The sequence below is a fragment of the Brucella pecoris genome (assembly GCF_006376675.1).
GTDB classification, from domain to species: Bacteria; Pseudomonadota; Alphaproteobacteria; order Rhizobiales; family Rhizobiaceae; genus Brucella; species Brucella pecoris.
This window is the reverse complement of sequence record NZ_VEWK01000001.1, coordinates 486,295-501,452: the sequence shown is the minus strand read 5'-3', so window position 1 is coordinate 501,452 and position 15,158 is coordinate 486,295. Positions and strand designations below refer to the sequence as shown.

The window sequence follows — 15,158 nt, the reverse complement described above, 5'->3', positions numbered from 1 at the left end:
CGATGGACCGCCCCTTCTTCATTTCATCATCCCTGGAGCGGTTCCAGTTAAAACTGGTGTCGCAGGAACCGCTCCAGGTATTTGTTTCGCCGCATTATCCCACACAAAACCGCTTCGCACTTTTGCTGGAAATGCTCTAATTCAGGGCTTTGGCATCCATGCGGGCATAGCGACATCGGCATGAGAAAACTGCGGCAGCTTCACGCCGAGTTCTTCCATGTTCTTGATGTCCTGATCGTTGAGATCTTTCTGCGTGATCAGCGTTGGCGGTACGATGACCTGCTTGCCTGGATTTTCGCCAGCAAGCAGCATGGCAAGCGAACGCACGGAAACCTGACCGACCACAGCCGGGTTGGTCGCGGCCGTCGCAACCCATGCAGAACCGGATTCGCGCATGGCAGCGATGTCGGAGGTCGAGATATCGGCCGAGTAAATCTTGACGTCGGATGACATGCCAGCTTCGTCGACGGCAATCTTCACACCCTTGGCGAATTCGTCATAGGGAGCAAACATCACTGTTATATCGGGGTTGGCGGAAATCACCGAACGTGCCTGATTGGCGACCGAATTGGCGATAGGATTATCCATCGTACCAAATTGGGCAGCTTCGTTGATGCCCGAATACTTCGCCTTGAACTCTTTCCATGTCTCGTCACGACGATCAAGCGGCGCAATGCCTGCAACATAGACATAGCCAGCCTTGAAGCTCTCGCCATTGTCCTTGATCGCCTGTTCGAGCGCCAAACGAGCGAGGTCATGATCGGACTGTTCAACCTGCGGAATCTTCTCGTTCTCGACGTTCACATCGAAAGCAACGACCTTGATTCCCGCATCGACCGCGCGCTTGGCCGCTTCCTTCATGGACTCCGTCAAACCGTGCTGGATAATGATGCCCTGAACGCCGAGCGCGATGGCCTGATCGACCATATCGGCTTGAAGGGCCGCATCCTGACGGCTGTCAAACACCTGTAGCTGGACACCCAGCGACTTGGCCTGCGCTTCCACACCCGCGAGGTATGACTGGAAGAAATCACCGGTCGAAAGATAGCGAACCAATGCGATCTTCACATCACCGGGCTTGTCGAAAGGCTTCGGCATATCTGCAGCAAGGGATGGCGCGGCAAAAGTTGCCGCGGCCATCAGCCCGAGCGTCAACTTGCCCAGGGTTCTACGAGTAAAATTCATGTCAGTCTCCTCCACTGATGAATATTGGTAGCCCGCTGAAGGTTCCCGCCTCAGCGTTTGCCTCTTTTCGAGAGCGCAAAGGTGAAGATCAAGGCGATGACGAGCACCGCTCCCTTGACGAAATCCTGGGTGTAGTAAGGCGCGTTCATCATCGTCAGGCCTTGCAACAGAATGCCGACAAAGAGAGCGCCGACGGCTGTGCCGAACGCATTTGGCTTGGCAGCGCCCAACACGGCATAGCCGATGAGGGCAGCAGCAACGGCGTCGAGAAGCAGATTGTTGCCCGAAGCGATGTCGCCGCGCCCAAGTCGGGCAGCAAGCAGAATGCCACCGATCGAGGCAAAGACCCCTGAAATGATATAGGCCGAGATCTTGTAGGCATTGACGGGCGCTCCGGCGAGGCTTGCCGCGCGCTCATTGGAGCCGACGGCATACATCATGCGACCGAAACGGGTGTATTCAAGGAAGAACCAGATGACTATAGCCAGCACGATCAGCACGACGACCGAGACCGGCACGAGATTGGGCAGGATGAAATCGAAGCGGTGACGGCCAAGCGCCAGAAAGGCTGGGCTAAAAGCCCCCGTTGCGGTCGAGCCATCCGGCAACGTCATGCCCGTTGCGATCGAGCGCCCTTCGGTCGGGATGCGCTGCAAACCGAGCAGCAGGAACATCATTCCAAGCGTCGCCAGAAGATCCGGAACGCGCATATAGACGATGATAATACCATTGACGAGGCCGACGAGTACGCCGACAGCAAGACAGACGAGTGTCGCCGTCAGAGCGTCCCCGCCCATGACCACCATCACATAGGACGAGGCCATCATGGCAGTGGTGGCAACCGAACCAATGGAAAGATCGAAGCCGCCCACGACGAGCGTCGCCGTGACACCAAGCGCCAGAATGCCCGTGATCGATACAGATTGCAGGATGAAGACCGCGCTCTGCGGCGAGGCGAAACCGCCGGTGACCAGTGAGAAATAGAGCACCAGGCCAGCAAGCAGCACGAGGAAGCCATATTTGATCGCGGTTTCCCGGATATTCAGGGCCGCTGGCGGAACGGTGCCGGTGGCGGCGGGTTTGCTCTCTTCACTTATCATCATGCACTGACCTGTTGATGGAATTGTCCGGCAATCTCGGAGAGCAGCCGCTCGACATCGATGTCGACATTGCGGTGCTCGCCCACGATGGTCTGTTCCGACATCACGAGGATACGGTCGGCGACTTCGAAGGCTTCGTCGAGTTCCGTCACGAAAAGAATGGTGGTGCGCCCGGCCGCCGAAGCACGCAGTTTCTCACCGATGTCACGGCGGGCGGCGATATCGACGCCCTGGAAGGGTTCGTCAAGAATAAGCAGCCGTGATGGCTCGGACAGCCAGCGGCCAACCATAACCTTCTGCTGATTGCCGCCCGACAACGTTTGCATCTCGTCGCGCTCGCTGCGGCAAACAACACTGAGCGACGAAATCTGCTGGCGCGCCGCTGCCTTCTCCGCCCGGCGGCTGGCAATGCCAAAAGTCGAACGACGGCGCAGGAACGGCAGGCTGATATTCTCGTAGATATTAAAATCGGGCACGATGCCGCTGATCGCCCGGTCCTTGGCAACGAGGAAAACGCCCTCGACAATAGCCTGGCCCGTCGTTTTCGGTGCATAGCGCACACCATCCAGCGTCATTTCGCCGGCTGTCGGGGCGCGCGCGCCAAATAGCGTTTCTGCCAGCGCCGTTTTGCCGACACCGACAAGACCGGTGACGGCGACAATCTCGCCGTCACCGAGATCGAAATCAAAGGGCCGCGCCTGTTCTGACAACTTGAGGCCCCTCACACTGAAGACCGGACGACCAGCATCGCGTACATCAACTGCACCGGCTGACACCTTGCGACCGAGCATGGCGTTGACCGCGCCTTCGTAATCAAGTTCCGGTCCTTCGAAGCGGCCAGTGATGCGACCGTCGCGCAGCGAAACGATACTGTCCGCAAGGCGGCGGATATCCGACATGCGGTGCGAGATATAGAGAATAGCGACGCCCCGTGCCTTCAACCGGTCAACAAGGTCAAACAGGCGGTCCGCCTCGGCGCTGGAAAGCGACGATGTCGGTTCGTCAAGGATCAGCACTTTCGGCTCATGCGCCATGGCGCGCGCAATCGCCACCATCTGGCGGTCGGCAAGCGTCAAGTCATTGATATTTGCCGAAAGATCGATGGCAAGCCCCATGCGCGAGGCAACCGCAGCCGCTTCGCGGCGTACCCGGCGCGGATTGAAGAATAGTCGCGCGCCGCGCCCGTTCAGCCGGTCCAGCGTAAGATTGGTCGCGACATCGAGGTCGGCGACGACGCCGTCATTGATGTGCTGGTGCACGGTGACAACACCCGCGCGGATCGCCTCGGCCGGTTTTGCCGGTTCGAAGACACCGCCCGCCAGCGTGATGGTTCCGGCATCGCGCTTATAGACGCCGGAGAGGATGCGCACGAGCGTGGATTTTCCGGCACCGTTGGCACCCATCAAAACCGTCACTGCGCCTACCTTGAGGTCGAGGTCCACACCCTGCAGTACCGTCACCGGCCCAAAGGATTTACGCACGCCCTCAATGCGAAACACTGGCTGTTCGCTCATTTAGTCCTCCCACTGATGCCAAGTTAGGATAGGCAATCATCAAATGTCAAGACCATTGACATTTGACAGAATGATGCCTTAGCTGTTGGCAAGGACGGCATGGCGGCGCGTGGTGGAGGCGGCCCATGCGCAGGAGGAGAACATCATGGACAGCCACGTCTTCGAGGCGCTGAGCACAGAGACATTGCCGGTTCGGCTGGGCGGCAACACCGCTCTGAATGAGAAAATCGGGGGCGATTCGTCCCGCTGGACCATCAGGGAAGTTGGCGACGGAAACCTCAATCTCGTCTTCATCGTGACGGGTGAGACGGGGGCAGTGATCGTCAAGCAGGCACTGCCCTATGTGCGTCTTGTCGGCGAAAGCTGGCCGCTCCCACTCAAGCGCTCGTTCTTCGAATATCACGCGCTCAAGCGCCAGGGCGTCCGCGATCCTGGCATGGTGCCGGACATCCTCTATTTCGATGAGGCCCAGGCAATCATCGTCATGGAGTTTCTGACGCCACATATCATCCTGCGCCGTGCGCTGATTGATGGGCGCGAGCTCCCGAAAATCGGTCGCGACCTGGGCCTTTTCGTCGCCCGCACCCTCTTCCGGGGGTCCGACCTTTCCATGGCGACCCGCGAGAAAAAGGCGGATGTCGCGCTTTTCTCTGACAATGTCGAGCTCTGCGACATCACGGAAAACCTCGTTTTTTCCGATCCATATTTCGAGGCAAAGCTCAATCACCACACCACACCGCAGCTCGATCCAATCGTTGCGGAACTGCGCGCCGACCGTGAGCTCAAGGTAGAGGCACAGCGGTTGAAACACCTCTTCTCCGCCAAGGCCGAAACGCTCTGCCATGGCGATCTGCATACCGGTTCGGTCATGGTGACCGACGACGAGACGCGCATCATCGATCCGGAGTTTGCCTTCTACGGTCCGATCAGCTTTGACGTCGGCATGCTGATCGCCAATTTCTGGATGAGCTATTTCTCGCAGGCCGGTCATGAGACCGCACCCGGCGCACGCGATGGCATGCGCGCTTATCTGCTCGATACGATCGACACGCTGTGGGAAACGTTCCGCGCCGAATTCGCTACTCTGTGGCGCTCCGAACGCAAGGGTATCCTTTATCAGGCAAGTCTCTTCGAAGATCGTCAGGACCCGCTTGCTGCCGAACAGGCGCTTAACATCGTCATCGACGAAATCTGGCACGAAATGCTGGGCTTTGCCGGCGTCGAAACCCACCGCCGCATCCTGGGTCTTGCCCACAATGCCGATTTCGAAACCATCGCCGACCCCGACCGCCGCGCCTCTTGCGAGACCAAGGCGCTGAAGTTCGGGCGTCACCTCGCCGTCAACCGGCAGCGCATCCATAGTCTCCGGGATATCCGTGAGACGGTGGAGCGGCTTGAAAAGGAGATCCTTGCGTGAAAGTCGGAGAACGCCACTACCATACGATCTGGCTGAACGAAGACGGACGCTCCGTCGACATCATCGACCAGCGCTGGCTGCCGCATGAATTCCGCGTCGTGACGTTGAAGACCGTCGCAGACGTTGCTGTAGCAATCCGCGATATGTGGGTGCGCGGCGCTCCGCTGATCGGTGTCACGGCTGCTTATGGCGTCGCCATCGCCATGGCGAAAGATCCATCCGATGCGCATCTCGATGCCGTCTGGGAAGAGCTGAACGAGACGCGCCCGACGGCCATCAACCTGCGCTGGGCGCTGAATGCGATGCGCGAATATCTGCGCCCGTTGCCGGAGGCAGAACGTGCGGATGCAGCCTACAAGCGGGCCGCCGAGATCGCCGAAGAAGATGTCCAGCTTAACCGCGCCATCGGCGCCAACGGCCTCGATGTCATTCGCAAGATCGCCTCGAAGAAAAAGCCGGGCGAGCCCGTGCGCATCCTCACCCATTGCAACGCCGGTTGGCTTGCAACCGTCGATTATGGCACCGCGACCGCGCCGATCTATATGGCGGTCGAGGCTGGAATCCCGGTCCACGTCTATGTCGATGAAACGCGTCCGCGCAATCAGGGCGCCTATCTGACGGCATGGGAAATGAACGGCCATGGCGTACCGCACACGCTGATCGTTGACAATGCCGGTGGGCATTTGATGCAGCATGGCGATATCGACATGGTAATCGTCGGCACCGACCGCACCACGGCAAACGGCGATGTCTGCAACAAGATCGGCACCTACCTCAAGGCTCTCGCGGCACGTGACAACGAAGTGCCCTTCTATGTTGCACTCCCTTCGCCGACCATCGACTGGACGGTACATGACGGCGTCAAGGAAATCCCCATCGAGGAACGCACCGCCGACGAGGTGAGCTTCGTCCAGGGCCGCGCGGCCGACGGCTCGATTGCCAGCGTGCGCATCTCGCCGGAGGGCAGCCCCGCCGCCAACCCCGCTTTCGATGTCACGCCTGCACGCCTGATCACCGGCCTCATCACGGAGCGCGGCATCGCAACGCCGTCGCCCGAAGGTCTGAAGGCGCTCTTCCCGGAAAGGAGCTGAGACGATGGTTCTGGCCAACGAAAAATCCACCGAGGAAATCGCACTCGGCATCCGTCGACGGGTCTTTTTCCATACGATGAAGAACAATGGCGGCTATCTGAGCCAGGCGTGCTCGGCTGCCGAGAGCCTAGCGCTGCTCTATAATGAGTTGTTGACACTCGGCGAACCGACCCTGCCAAAAGTGCCGCTGCCTTTCCGCGGCGTACCCTCGGCGCATAATCCGGATGCCTTTACCGGTGCCGGCTACCACGGCCCCGTCGGTCCGAACTTCGACCGCTTCTTCATCTCGCCCGCCCATTATGCGCTCGTCATCTATTCCGCGCTGATCGAGACCGACCGCATGGACGAGCATGCGCTCGACCATTTCAACAAAGACGGCGGCTCGGTCGAGATGATCGGCGCCGAACACAGCCCCGGCATGGAAGTGACGACGGGCTCGCTGGCGCAGGGCCTTTCCATGGCCTCGGGCGTCGCTTGGGCACGGCCTCGGAAAAAGGAGCCCGGCAAGGTCTGGGTCTACATGTCCGACGGCGAATTCCAGGAGGGCCAGACCTGGGAATGCCTCGCGGCAATGAGCTATCACAAGATCGACAACATCCGCGTCATCGTCGATGTAAACCGCCAGCAATGCGACGGGGCCATGTCCTCCGTGCTCGACCTCGGCGACCTTGCGTCTCGCGTCGCGTCCTTCGGCGTCACCTGCCGCTCGGTGGATGGCCATGATCTGGGCGCGCTGCGTGCCGCTGCTGAAAGCGCGGAAGCTGGCAAGCCGCTCGTCATCCTCGCCAACACCTCGCCTTACCAGGGCATGGATTTCCTGAAGAAACGTTTTCCTCGCCTGCACTATGTCCGATTCAAGAGCGCGGAAGAGAGGCTGGAAATGCAGACCGCACTTGCAGCCGAACTCGGCATCGATCTCACTGCGATGGAAGGGGCCTGACCATGGTCGAAATCGTCAATCGCCCCTACGCCAAGGCTTTCGAAGCATTCGCGACCGTGCGCCCGGAAGTTCTGTGCCTTTCGGCTGACCTCACCTCATCCTGCGAGGTCGACGGTTTTCGCGACCGGCATCCGGAACAGTTTCTCACTCTCGGCATGGCCGAACAGAACATGTTGTCCTTTGCTGGTGGCCTCGCCATGCAGGGGTTCCGGCCGTTCATCCATACCTTCTCGGTTTTCCTCTATCGCCGTCCCTATGACCAACTGATCAACTCGATTGCCTATTCCAACCGTAAGGTGCGACTGATGGGGTTCCTTCCCGGCATCACCACGCCGGGCGGCATTACGCATCAGGCGATCGAGGATATCGCCGTATTGCGCGCGGTACCGAACATGACGATCCTCGAAACGGGCGATGCGACCGAAGTCGAGACTGTGCTGGAAGTCGCCGACAGCATCGACGGCCCGGTTTACGTGCGCATCCTGCGCGGCGAAGTGCCCCGTCTGTTTTCAACGCCCTTTGAATTCAACAAGCTGCGCACGCTATCGGAAGGCGACGACATCCTCGTCGTCTCTTCCGGCGTGTGCACCGAAGAAGCTCTGCGCGCCACCGGTCCGCTCGCCGCGCGTGGTATCGGCATCCACCATCTTCACGCCTCGACGTTAAAGCCATTTGATAGGGACGGCCTCCTGAAAGCCGCACGCGGCAAGAAGGGCATCGTCACGCTGGAAAATCACACCATCGTCGGTGGGCTCGGTTCGCTGGTCGCGGAAATCCTGGCGGAAGAAGGGGTAGGCATTCGCCTCAAGCGCCTTGGCCTCAACGACACTTTCGCGCATGGCGCTTCGAAGCCATATCTCATGAAGAAATATGGCCTCGACGCAGGCGCTCTGGTCCACGCAATTGAAGAGCTTGTCGGCAAAGAGCTCGCCATCGGCGAGGAAGAATTGGCGGAAGTGCGTCTCGACCACGTGCATTCCGCGCAGAAGGCCGAGGCGCTCTGATGGCACCGCGCTTTACAGTCACCTATTTCGTGCGCGCTACCGACGAAGCGGAAGCCAAAGCGCGCGCGCTCGATATCGCGCTGGAACAGACCGTGGAAATTCCGCGCGACGTCGTGCCGAAAGGCTATGTCGAGGACGAGATACTCGGTCAGTTGGAAAGCCTGCACCGGGGCCCCGAAGGCAGGTCGGGATTTCTCGCAGCAATCTCCTATTCGGAGGACGATGTCGGCGGAGATTTCCTGCAGTTTCTCAACATCGTCTTCGGCAACATCTCCATCAAGCCGGGTATCAAGGTGGAAGATATCGGCTTGTCGCCGGGCCTGCTCGACCTGTGCAAAGGACCGCGCCACGGCATCGACGGCTTGCGTTCCCGGGCCGGTGTCGGCCAAAAACCATTGCTGATGTCCGCCATCAAGCCGGTCGGTCTTTCGACTGCCGCCCTTGCCCGTCTCGCTCATGATTTTGCGCTTGGCGGCATGCATTTTGTGAAGGACGACCACGGCCTTGTCGACCAGAAAACGGCACCCTTCGAGGAGCGGCTGAAGGCCTGCGTCGAAGCTGTCGGTGAGGCGAATGCGAAGAGTGGCGGTCGCACGAGCTTCGTTCCCAACATCACAGGCTCTGCAACCGCGATCATCGAGCGGGCAAAACAGGCACAGGAGTGCGGCGCTGGTGGCGTCATGATTGCGCCGGCGCTCGCCGGTTACGATATCGTGCGCGCACTCGCTGCCGATCCAGACTTTTCCCTGCCAATCGTCTCCCACCCGGCCTTCTCCGGTGCCAATGTCGTCTCGCCCGATTGTGGTTTCTCGCACCGCGCCTTTTTCGGCACACTGCACCGCTTGATGGGCGCCGACGCCGTGGTCTATCCCAATTTCGGTGGCCGCTTCGGCTTTACCCGCGAGGAATGCCTGTCGATCGCAAAAGCCTGTGCCGTTGATATGGGTGGCCCCAAGGCCATCGTCGCGGCACCCGGCGGCGGCATGACCTTTGCCCGCATCCCGGAAATGCGCGAGGCTTATGGCAATGAGGTCATGTATCTCGTCGGTGGTGCGCTGCTATCGGAACCGGATCTGGTTAGCGCCTGCAAACGCCTGGTCGCCGCAACTGAATATTCAATAATGAAGTGTTGATCATAGTGAAGTTTCCGCAGAAAACCCGGTCGGTTTCTGCAGGCTGTGCGGGCGGTATCCGCCACCCTTTTCCCTGTGCATGCAGCACATAGACCTGACGAAGCGTGGTGTATTTTCACGCTATTTCAGTATCCTCGATAGGCTCTTAAGCCCTACCTCATGAACAATCACTTTTCAGGGGCGAACCATCCATCATAGCTAGACAGGCAGTGGTTCATATCGCTCGTCGCGGACTCGAATCATTGACTTTTCAAAACGGCCGCATTTAAACACGGTGAAAATTCCCGAAATGGGTCATTCATAAGCATCGATATTGGCCGGTGCGCTGCGTTAGAAATCAAGAGTAAATCATGGCAAATGAAGATCTCGAAGCTCGGCATCTAGAGACTCTGGATCGGGACTTAGGCCGCTTCGTCAAGCTGGAAACGGCGGCGAGTTACGTCTCACGTCCGCTAATGGCACCAGGTATTGCTCTTGTATTCATCATGCTTGCCGGGCTTGGCGCGGCTATGCTGCTCGGCCAGACCAGTCAAATGCTCATTGTTGTAGCTGCAGCCGTTTTTGGCGCCTACATGGCTTTGAACATTGGCGCCAATGACGTGGCAAACAATATGGGGCCGGCTGTTGGTGCCAATGCGCTGAGCATGGGCGGTGCGATTGCGATCGCCGCCGTGTTTGAAAGTGCAGGTGCGCTCATTGCCGGGGCCGACGTCGTGTCGACGGTAGCAACAGGTATCATTGCGCCGGAAACACTCGCAACCCCGATCACGTTCATCTGGGCAATGATGGCAGCTTTGCTCGCCTCCGCGCTTTGGGTCAACCTTGCCACATGGATCGGCGCTCCTGTTTCGACCACGCATGCCGTTGTCGGTGGGGTCGTGGGAGCTGGTATCGTCGCGGCAGGCTTCGGAGCAGTGAACTGGTCCCAGATGACGGCCATCGCTGCAAGCTGGGTTATTTCGCCGTTGCTGGGTGCGATCATAGCCGCTGGTTTTCTCTGGTTGATCAAAGCCCGTATCGTCTATCGCCCAGATAAAATCGCAGCCGCTCGCGTGTGGGTGCCTATCCTTGTTGGTCTCATGGCAGGAACCTTTGCAACATACCTGATCATGAAAGGGCTGAAGCAATTAATCGACGTGTCGATTGGTGTGGCCCTGATCATTGGTTTGGCTTTTGGGGTAGGAAGTTGGATTGCTTTAATCCCGGTCATTCGTCGCCAGTCACGTGGGCTCGAAAACCGCAACAAGTCACTCAAAGTGCTGTTTAGCATCCCATTGGTCGTTTCGGCTGCGTTACTGAGCTTTGCCCATGGTGCAAATGATGTGGCAAATGCGGTTGGACCGCTCGCGGCAATTGTTCAGACATCGCAGACTGGCACCTTAAACGATGGTGTGGTGATTCCACTCTGGGTTATGCTGATCGGCGCATGTGGCATTTCATTCGGCTTGTGCTTGTTTGGCCCCAAACTCATTCGGATGGTCGGCAATCAAATTACCAAGCTGAATCCGATGCGAGCTTATTGCGTGTCCCTTTCGGCCGCTATTACGGTCATCCTGGCAAGCTGGCTGGGATTGCCGGTCAGTTCGACCCATATCGCCATCGGCGCAATCTTTGGCGTCGGCTTCTTTCGCGAGTGGGATACAGAACGACGATTGAAAAAGGCACGCCACGCGCTACCGGTAACCGATTCCATTCCGGTTGAAGAGCGTCGTCGTCGCAAGCTGGTTCGCCGCTCCCACGCCTTGACGATTGCTGCTGCCTGGGTGGTAACGGTTCCTGCTGCCGCAATCCTCTCGGCCATTCTGTTCGCGCTATTGAATCAAATCCCCGTCGGGACCCCTTGATCCAGTAACGCGGACAAGACTTTAAAACGTTTAATATCTAGAATCGTGTATTTGCCGTCATCAGGACCAGACATTGGCAAATTGCGGGCATTCGGTCCTGCTTTCCTATCGGCGAACGAGCTGTGCATCTGCTGAAGCGCGCCAAAGCGCCCTTTACTGTCTAAAGATGCAGCAGTGAACCTGCGTCCATCTTTCATTGAGGCGCGTTCCAAGCCTGCCCTTTTGGCCTTACAGCACAAACCATCCACAGGATCACGCACCCCAAAACCACGCATGTAACTTTCGGCGAATCGGGTGATTTTCGACATCAATCCGGCTGACATTCAAACGTCGCAAATCTAGGAAATTGCGGCGTTTTTCCGGCACGCAGGGACGGCGTTCCTCATTTGTAAATTCCATAAAAATGTATCGTTCCGTACCAGAAAACCAGCACGGAAATTGCTCAATAAAATGTGAATATGTTAATTAAGTCAAAGCGTTGATAAGTTCTCTTGCAAGTGGCGTTCTTATCCATAAGATGCGAGCCATTTCAAAAATTACAAAGGAGGGGTTCTCAAATGTATCGTAAATTTCTACTGACAGGTGTGTGTCTTCTGGCGCTGGCCGGTGCAGCTTCGGCTGAAGTAGTTCTCAATCGCGGTAACGACACTGATCCGGCGACATTGGACCATCACCGCACCTCGACGGTGGCTGAAGGTAACGTCATGCGTGATCTGTATGACGGCCTGACTATTCAGAACGCAAAAGGCGAGGCAGTTCCGGGCGTAGCAAAATCCTGGGACGTTTCCGAAGACGGCACGGTCTACACTTTCCATCTGCGCGATGATGCAAAATGGTCGAACGGCGATCCGGTTACAGCCGGTGACTTCCAGTTCACATTCCGCCGCCTGATGGACCCTAAAACGGCCGCCGGTTATGCCAGCATGCTGTTCATTATCAAGAATGCTGAAGACATTGCCGGTGGCAAGAAGCCCACTGACCAGCTCGGCGTCGAAGCTGTCGATGACCATACCCTCAAGGTTACGTTGAATGCCCCTGCTCCGTATTTCCTTGAGTTGCTGACCCATCAGACCGGTTTTCCGCTGAACCAGAAGAGCGTCGAGGAAAACGGTGACAAGTTCACCACCCCCGGCAAGATGGTGACGAACGGCGCCTATATGCTGGAAAGCTTCACCCCGAACGACAAGATCGTGATGAAGAAGAATCCGCATTACTATGAGGCGGATCAAGTGAAGATCGATACGGTGAACTGGATACCGTTCGAGGATCGCGCAAGCTGCATGCGTCGCTTCGAGGCGAAGGAAGTGCAGATCTGTTCCGACGTTCCTGCCGAGCAGATGGACTATGTGAAGAAGAACCTTTCCAAGGAATTCCGCATGGCGCCTTATCTCGGCGTCTATTATCTGCCGGTGAAGGGCAAGACTGCGGACAGCAAGTTGAAGGACCCACGCGTCCGTCAGGCGATTTCCATGGCTATCGACCGTGATTTCATCGCTGACCAGGTCTGGCAAGGCACCATGCTGCCGGGCTATTCGATGGTTCCTCCAGGCATCGCCAACTATGTGAAGGATGCGCCAAAGCTCGACTATTCCGACGACATGCTGGAGCGCGAAGACAAGGCCAAGGAGCTGTTGAAGGAGGCAGGTGTCGAGCCGAACGCGCTTTCGATCGAACTGCTGTATAATACCTCGGAAAACAACAAGAACACCATGGCCGCCATCGCCGATCAGCTCGGCAATATCGGCATCAAAGCTTCGCTCAACGAAACAGAAGGTGCGACTTACTTCAATTTCATGCGCGACGACGGCCCATTCGATATCGCCCGTGCGGGCTGGATCGGCGATTACAACGATCCACAGAACTTCCTTTTCATCAGCCAGAGCAATGTGAGCTTCAACTATTCCAAAGTGAAGAACGCCGACTACGATGCGTTGATGGCGAAGGCCGAAAAAATTCTCGATCTCAATGAACGTGCCAAGACGCTGGCTGAAGCCGAAAAGCTGAAGCTCGATGAGATGAGCAATATCCCGATCCTCTACTATTCGTCGCGCGCCCTTGTTTCGGACAAGATCGACGGTTGGAACGATAACCTCATGGATAGCCACAAGACGCGCTGGCTCTCATTTAAACAATAAATTTTCAGCTTGGGCTGCGTCTGTTGGCGCGGCCCTTTTTTCTTCCGGCAGTTCCGGAGGGCCCTCATTTATCGGGGCGAACATTTTTAAAAGCATATGGGAGTTCTTCAATGGTTCGCGGATTCTTGATGACCGGCGTTTGCCTGATAGCGCTGAGCGGTGCCGCAGCGGCAGAAACAGTGCTTAACCGGGGTAACGATACCGATCCGGCCACGTTGGACCAGCATCACACGACAACTGTTTCGGAAAACCGCGTCCTGCGCGACCTTTATGAAGGTTTGCTCGCGCAGAACGAGAAGGGCGAATCTATTCCCGGCGCAGCTTCTTCGTGGGATATTTCCGAAGATGGCCTCATCTACACGTTCCATATGCGCGAGAATGCCAAATGGTCGAACGGCGATCCAGTTACCGCTGGTGATTTCGAGTTTTCCTTCCGCCGCATTATGGACCCGAAAACGGCTGCCGGTTATGCCAGCGTCCTTTACGCGATAAAGAATGCAGAGGAAGTTGCCACCGGCAAAATGCCGGTCGATCAGCTCGGTGTGAAGGCACTTGACGACAAGACGCTTCAGATAACCCTCAAGAACCCTGCCCCCTATTTCCTTGAACTCCTCACCCATCAGACCGGTTTCCCAGTCAACAAAAAGGCGGTCGAGAAGTTCGGTGACAAATTCACCCTGCCTGGCAATATCGTGACCAATGGTGCCTATACGCTTGTCAGCTTCAATCCCAATGACAAGATCTCCATGAAGAAGAACCCGAACTACTGGGATGCTTCCAATGTGAAGATTGATGCGGTTAACTGGATACCATTTGAAGATCGGGCAAGCTGTATGCGTCGCTTTGAGGCGAAGGAAGTCGATATCTGTTCCGATGTTCCAGCCGAACAGATGGACTATGTGAAGAAGAACCTCAGCAGCCAGTTCCGTCTCGCTCCCTATCTCGGCATCTATTATGTCGACATCAAAGGCGAGCCCTCGAGCAAGCTGCGCGATCCGCGCGTGCGCCGGGCCATATCGATGGCTGTTGACCGCGATTTTATCGCCAATGAAGTCTGGCGTGGCGTGATGCTGCCAGCTAATTCCATGGTACCGCCTGGTATTGCGAACTACGTGAAGGACGCACCAAAGCTGGATTTCGCCGACGAAGATGTGCTGGATCGGGAAGACAAAGCTAAGGAACTGCTGGAGGAGGCTGGCGTACAGCCCGGCACCCTCTCGGTAACCTTGCGTTACAACACCTCCGAAAATCACAAGAACACCATGGCCGCGCTTGCCAATATGCTGGGTAATATCGGCATCAAGGCAACGCTCAATGAAGTCGAAGGTGCTACTTTCTACAACTACCTCCAAGAGAAGGGGATGTTTGACATCACCCGCGACGGATGGATCGGCGATTACAACGATCCGAATTCGTTCCTGGAGCTCTATACCACCGGCAATTACTTCAATTATGCCGAGTGGTCGAACAAGGATTACGACGCTCTGATGGCGAAATCCGCAACAACGACCGATCTCGCTGAGCGAGCGAAAATACTCGCCGAAGCAGAGAAAATCCTGCTTAGTGATGGGGCCGTCGTGCCGCTGATGTACTATTCGTCCACCGCTCTCGTTGCCGACCGCGTTCAGGGTTACGAAGATAACCTCATGAATTCGCACGGCACGCGTTGGCTAGCCGTTAAGAACTAAAAAGCACAAGAAAATAATACCCAAGGAGCATTTCCAGCAAAAGTGCGAAGCGGTTTTGCCTGGGACAATGCGTAAAAAAAGAGATTGGGATTTGCCGAACAGTCGCA

At 57.1% G+C, this 15,158-nt stretch carries 13 protein-coding genes; 9 read left to right on the top strand and 4 right to left on the bottom strand.

Features of this window, described 5'->3' with window-relative positions; all coding sequences use genetic code 11:
• Positions 1–2 precede the first annotated feature (2 nt).
• A complete protein-coding gene (locus FIB18_RS24925) occupies positions 3–140 on the top strand; it encodes a hypothetical protein (RefSeq protein WP_174977380.1) in 138 nt (45 codons plus the stop codon).
• 1 nt (position 141) lies between these two features.
• Here the strand turns inward: FIB18_RS24925 and FIB18_RS02290 are convergent, their stop codons facing one another.
• Genes FIB18_RS02290 through FIB18_RS02280 form a run of 3 tightly spaced genes read right to left on the bottom strand, consistent with a single transcriptional unit; the run spans position 142 to position 3,799 of the window.
• Positions 142–1,185: a substrate-binding domain-containing protein gene (locus FIB18_RS02290; RefSeq protein ID WP_140019220.1), complete on the bottom strand. Its 1,044-nt coding sequence runs from the start codon at positions 1,183–1,185 to the stop codon at positions 142–144.
• A 50-nt stretch (positions 1,186–1,235) separates the two neighbouring features.
• Positions 1,236–2,285, bottom strand: coding sequence for an ABC transporter permease (locus FIB18_RS02285; protein ID WP_140019394.1), 1,050 nt, complete (start codon positions 2,283–2,285; stop codon positions 1,236–1,238).
• Positions 2,285–3,799: a sugar ABC transporter ATP-binding protein gene (locus FIB18_RS02280; protein ID WP_140019219.1), complete on the bottom strand. Its 1,515-nt coding sequence runs from the start codon at positions 3,797–3,799 to the stop codon at positions 2,285–2,287. Before FIB18_RS02280 ends, FIB18_RS02285 begins: the two co-directional genes overlap by 1 nt.
• Positions 3,800–3,944: 145 nt before the next feature.
• Between FIB18_RS02280 and mtnK the strand changes: the two genes are divergently transcribed.
• The 6 genes from mtnK (at position 3,945) to FIB18_RS02250 (ending at position 11,228) form a co-directional block, all read left to right on the top strand.
• On the top strand, positions 3,945–5,216 hold the full coding sequence (mtnK, locus tag FIB18_RS02275) for an S-methyl-5-thioribose kinase (protein ID WP_140019218.1): 1,272 nt from the start codon (positions 3,945–3,947) through the stop codon (positions 5,214–5,216).
• Positions 5,213–6,307, top strand: coding sequence for an S-methyl-5-thioribose-1-phosphate isomerase (mtnA, locus tag FIB18_RS02270; RefSeq protein ID WP_140019217.1), 1,095 nt, complete (start codon positions 5,213–5,215; stop codon positions 6,305–6,307). Before mtnK ends, mtnA begins: the two co-directional genes overlap by 4 nt.
• A gap of 4 nt (positions 6,308–6,311) precedes the next feature.
• Complete coding sequence (locus tag FIB18_RS02265; RefSeq protein ID WP_140019216.1) at positions 6,312–7,247, top strand: transketolase; 936 nt, start codon at positions 6,312–6,314, stop codon at positions 7,245–7,247.
• 2 nt (positions 7,248–7,249) lie between these two features.
• The gene (locus FIB18_RS02260; RefSeq protein ID WP_140019215.1) at positions 7,250–8,251 is read left to right on the top strand and encodes a transketolase family protein; all 1,002 of its coding nucleotides are present in this window, start codon (positions 7,250–7,252) and stop codon (positions 8,249–8,251) included.
• Positions 8,251–9,384, top strand: a complete 1,134-nt coding sequence (locus FIB18_RS02255; protein WP_140019214.1) for a RuBisCO large subunit C-terminal-like domain-containing protein — start codon at positions 8,251–8,253, stop codon at positions 9,382–9,384. The genes FIB18_RS02260 and FIB18_RS02255 overlap by 1 nt, the downstream gene beginning before the upstream one ends.
• A 350-nt stretch (positions 9,385–9,734) precedes the next feature.
• A complete protein-coding gene (locus FIB18_RS02250) occupies positions 9,735–11,228 on the top strand; it encodes an inorganic phosphate transporter (protein ID WP_140019213.1) in 1,494 nt (497 codons plus the stop codon).
• Here FIB18_RS02250 and FIB18_RS02245 read toward each other — a convergent pair.
• Complete coding sequence (locus FIB18_RS02245; protein ID WP_140019212.1) at positions 11,204–11,536, bottom strand: hypothetical protein; 333 nt, start codon at positions 11,534–11,536, stop codon at positions 11,204–11,206. The two genes, FIB18_RS02250 and FIB18_RS02245, sit on opposite strands and share 25 nt — an antisense overlap.
• Positions 11,537–11,785: 249 nt before the next feature.
• On the opposite strand from FIB18_RS02245, the gene FIB18_RS02240 reads away from it, so the two are divergent.
• Positions 11,786–13,363 (top strand): peptide ABC transporter substrate-binding protein, encoded by a 1,578-nt coding sequence (locus tag FIB18_RS02240; RefSeq protein WP_140019211.1) that lies wholly within the window; start codon positions 11,786–11,788, stop codon positions 13,361–13,363.
• A gap of 110 nt (positions 13,364–13,473) precedes the next feature.
• Entirely contained in the window at positions 13,474–15,051 is a 1,578-nt protein-coding gene (locus FIB18_RS02235) for a peptide ABC transporter substrate-binding protein (RefSeq protein ID WP_140019210.1), read from the top strand.
• The last annotated feature ends 107 nt before the right edge of the window (positions 15,052–15,158 follow it).

Coding starts and splice junctions, on each gene's coding strand:
- FIB18_RS02290 (WP_140019220.1), bottom strand. CDS start 1,185: ATGAATTTTACTCGTAGAACCCTGGGCAAGTTGACGCTCGGGCTGATG.
- FIB18_RS02250 (WP_140019213.1), top strand. CDS start 9,735: ATGGCAAATGAAGATCTCGAAGCTCGGCATCTAGAGACTCTGGATCGG.
- FIB18_RS02280 (WP_140019219.1), bottom strand. CDS start 3,799: ATGAGCGAACAGCCAGTGTTTCGCATTGAGGGCGTGCGTAAATCCTTT.
- FIB18_RS02255 (WP_140019214.1), top strand. CDS start 8,251: ATGGCACCGCGCTTTACAGTCACCTATTTCGTGCGCGCTACCGACGAA.
- FIB18_RS24925 (WP_174977380.1), top strand. CDS start 3: ATGGACCGCCCCTTCTTCATTTCATCATCCCTGGAGCGGTTCCAGTTA.
- FIB18_RS02240 (WP_140019211.1), top strand. CDS start 11,786: ATGTATCGTAAATTTCTACTGACAGGTGTGTGTCTTCTGGCGCTGGCC.
- FIB18_RS02235 (WP_140019210.1), top strand. CDS start 13,474: ATGGTTCGCGGATTCTTGATGACCGGCGTTTGCCTGATAGCGCTGAGC.
- FIB18_RS02285 (WP_140019394.1), bottom strand. CDS start 2,285: ATGATAAGTGAAGAGAGCAAACCCGCCGCCACCGGCACCGTTCCGCCA.
- FIB18_RS02245 (WP_140019212.1), bottom strand. CDS start 11,536: ATGTCGAAAATCACCCGATTCGCCGAAAGTTACATGCGTGGTTTTGGG.
- FIB18_RS02265 (WP_140019216.1), top strand. CDS start 6,312: ATGGTTCTGGCCAACGAAAAATCCACCGAGGAAATCGCACTCGGCATC.
- mtnK (WP_140019218.1), top strand. CDS start 3,945: ATGGACAGCCACGTCTTCGAGGCGCTGAGCACAGAGACATTGCCGGTT.
- FIB18_RS02260 (WP_140019215.1), top strand. CDS start 7,250: ATGGTCGAAATCGTCAATCGCCCCTACGCCAAGGCTTTCGAAGCATTC.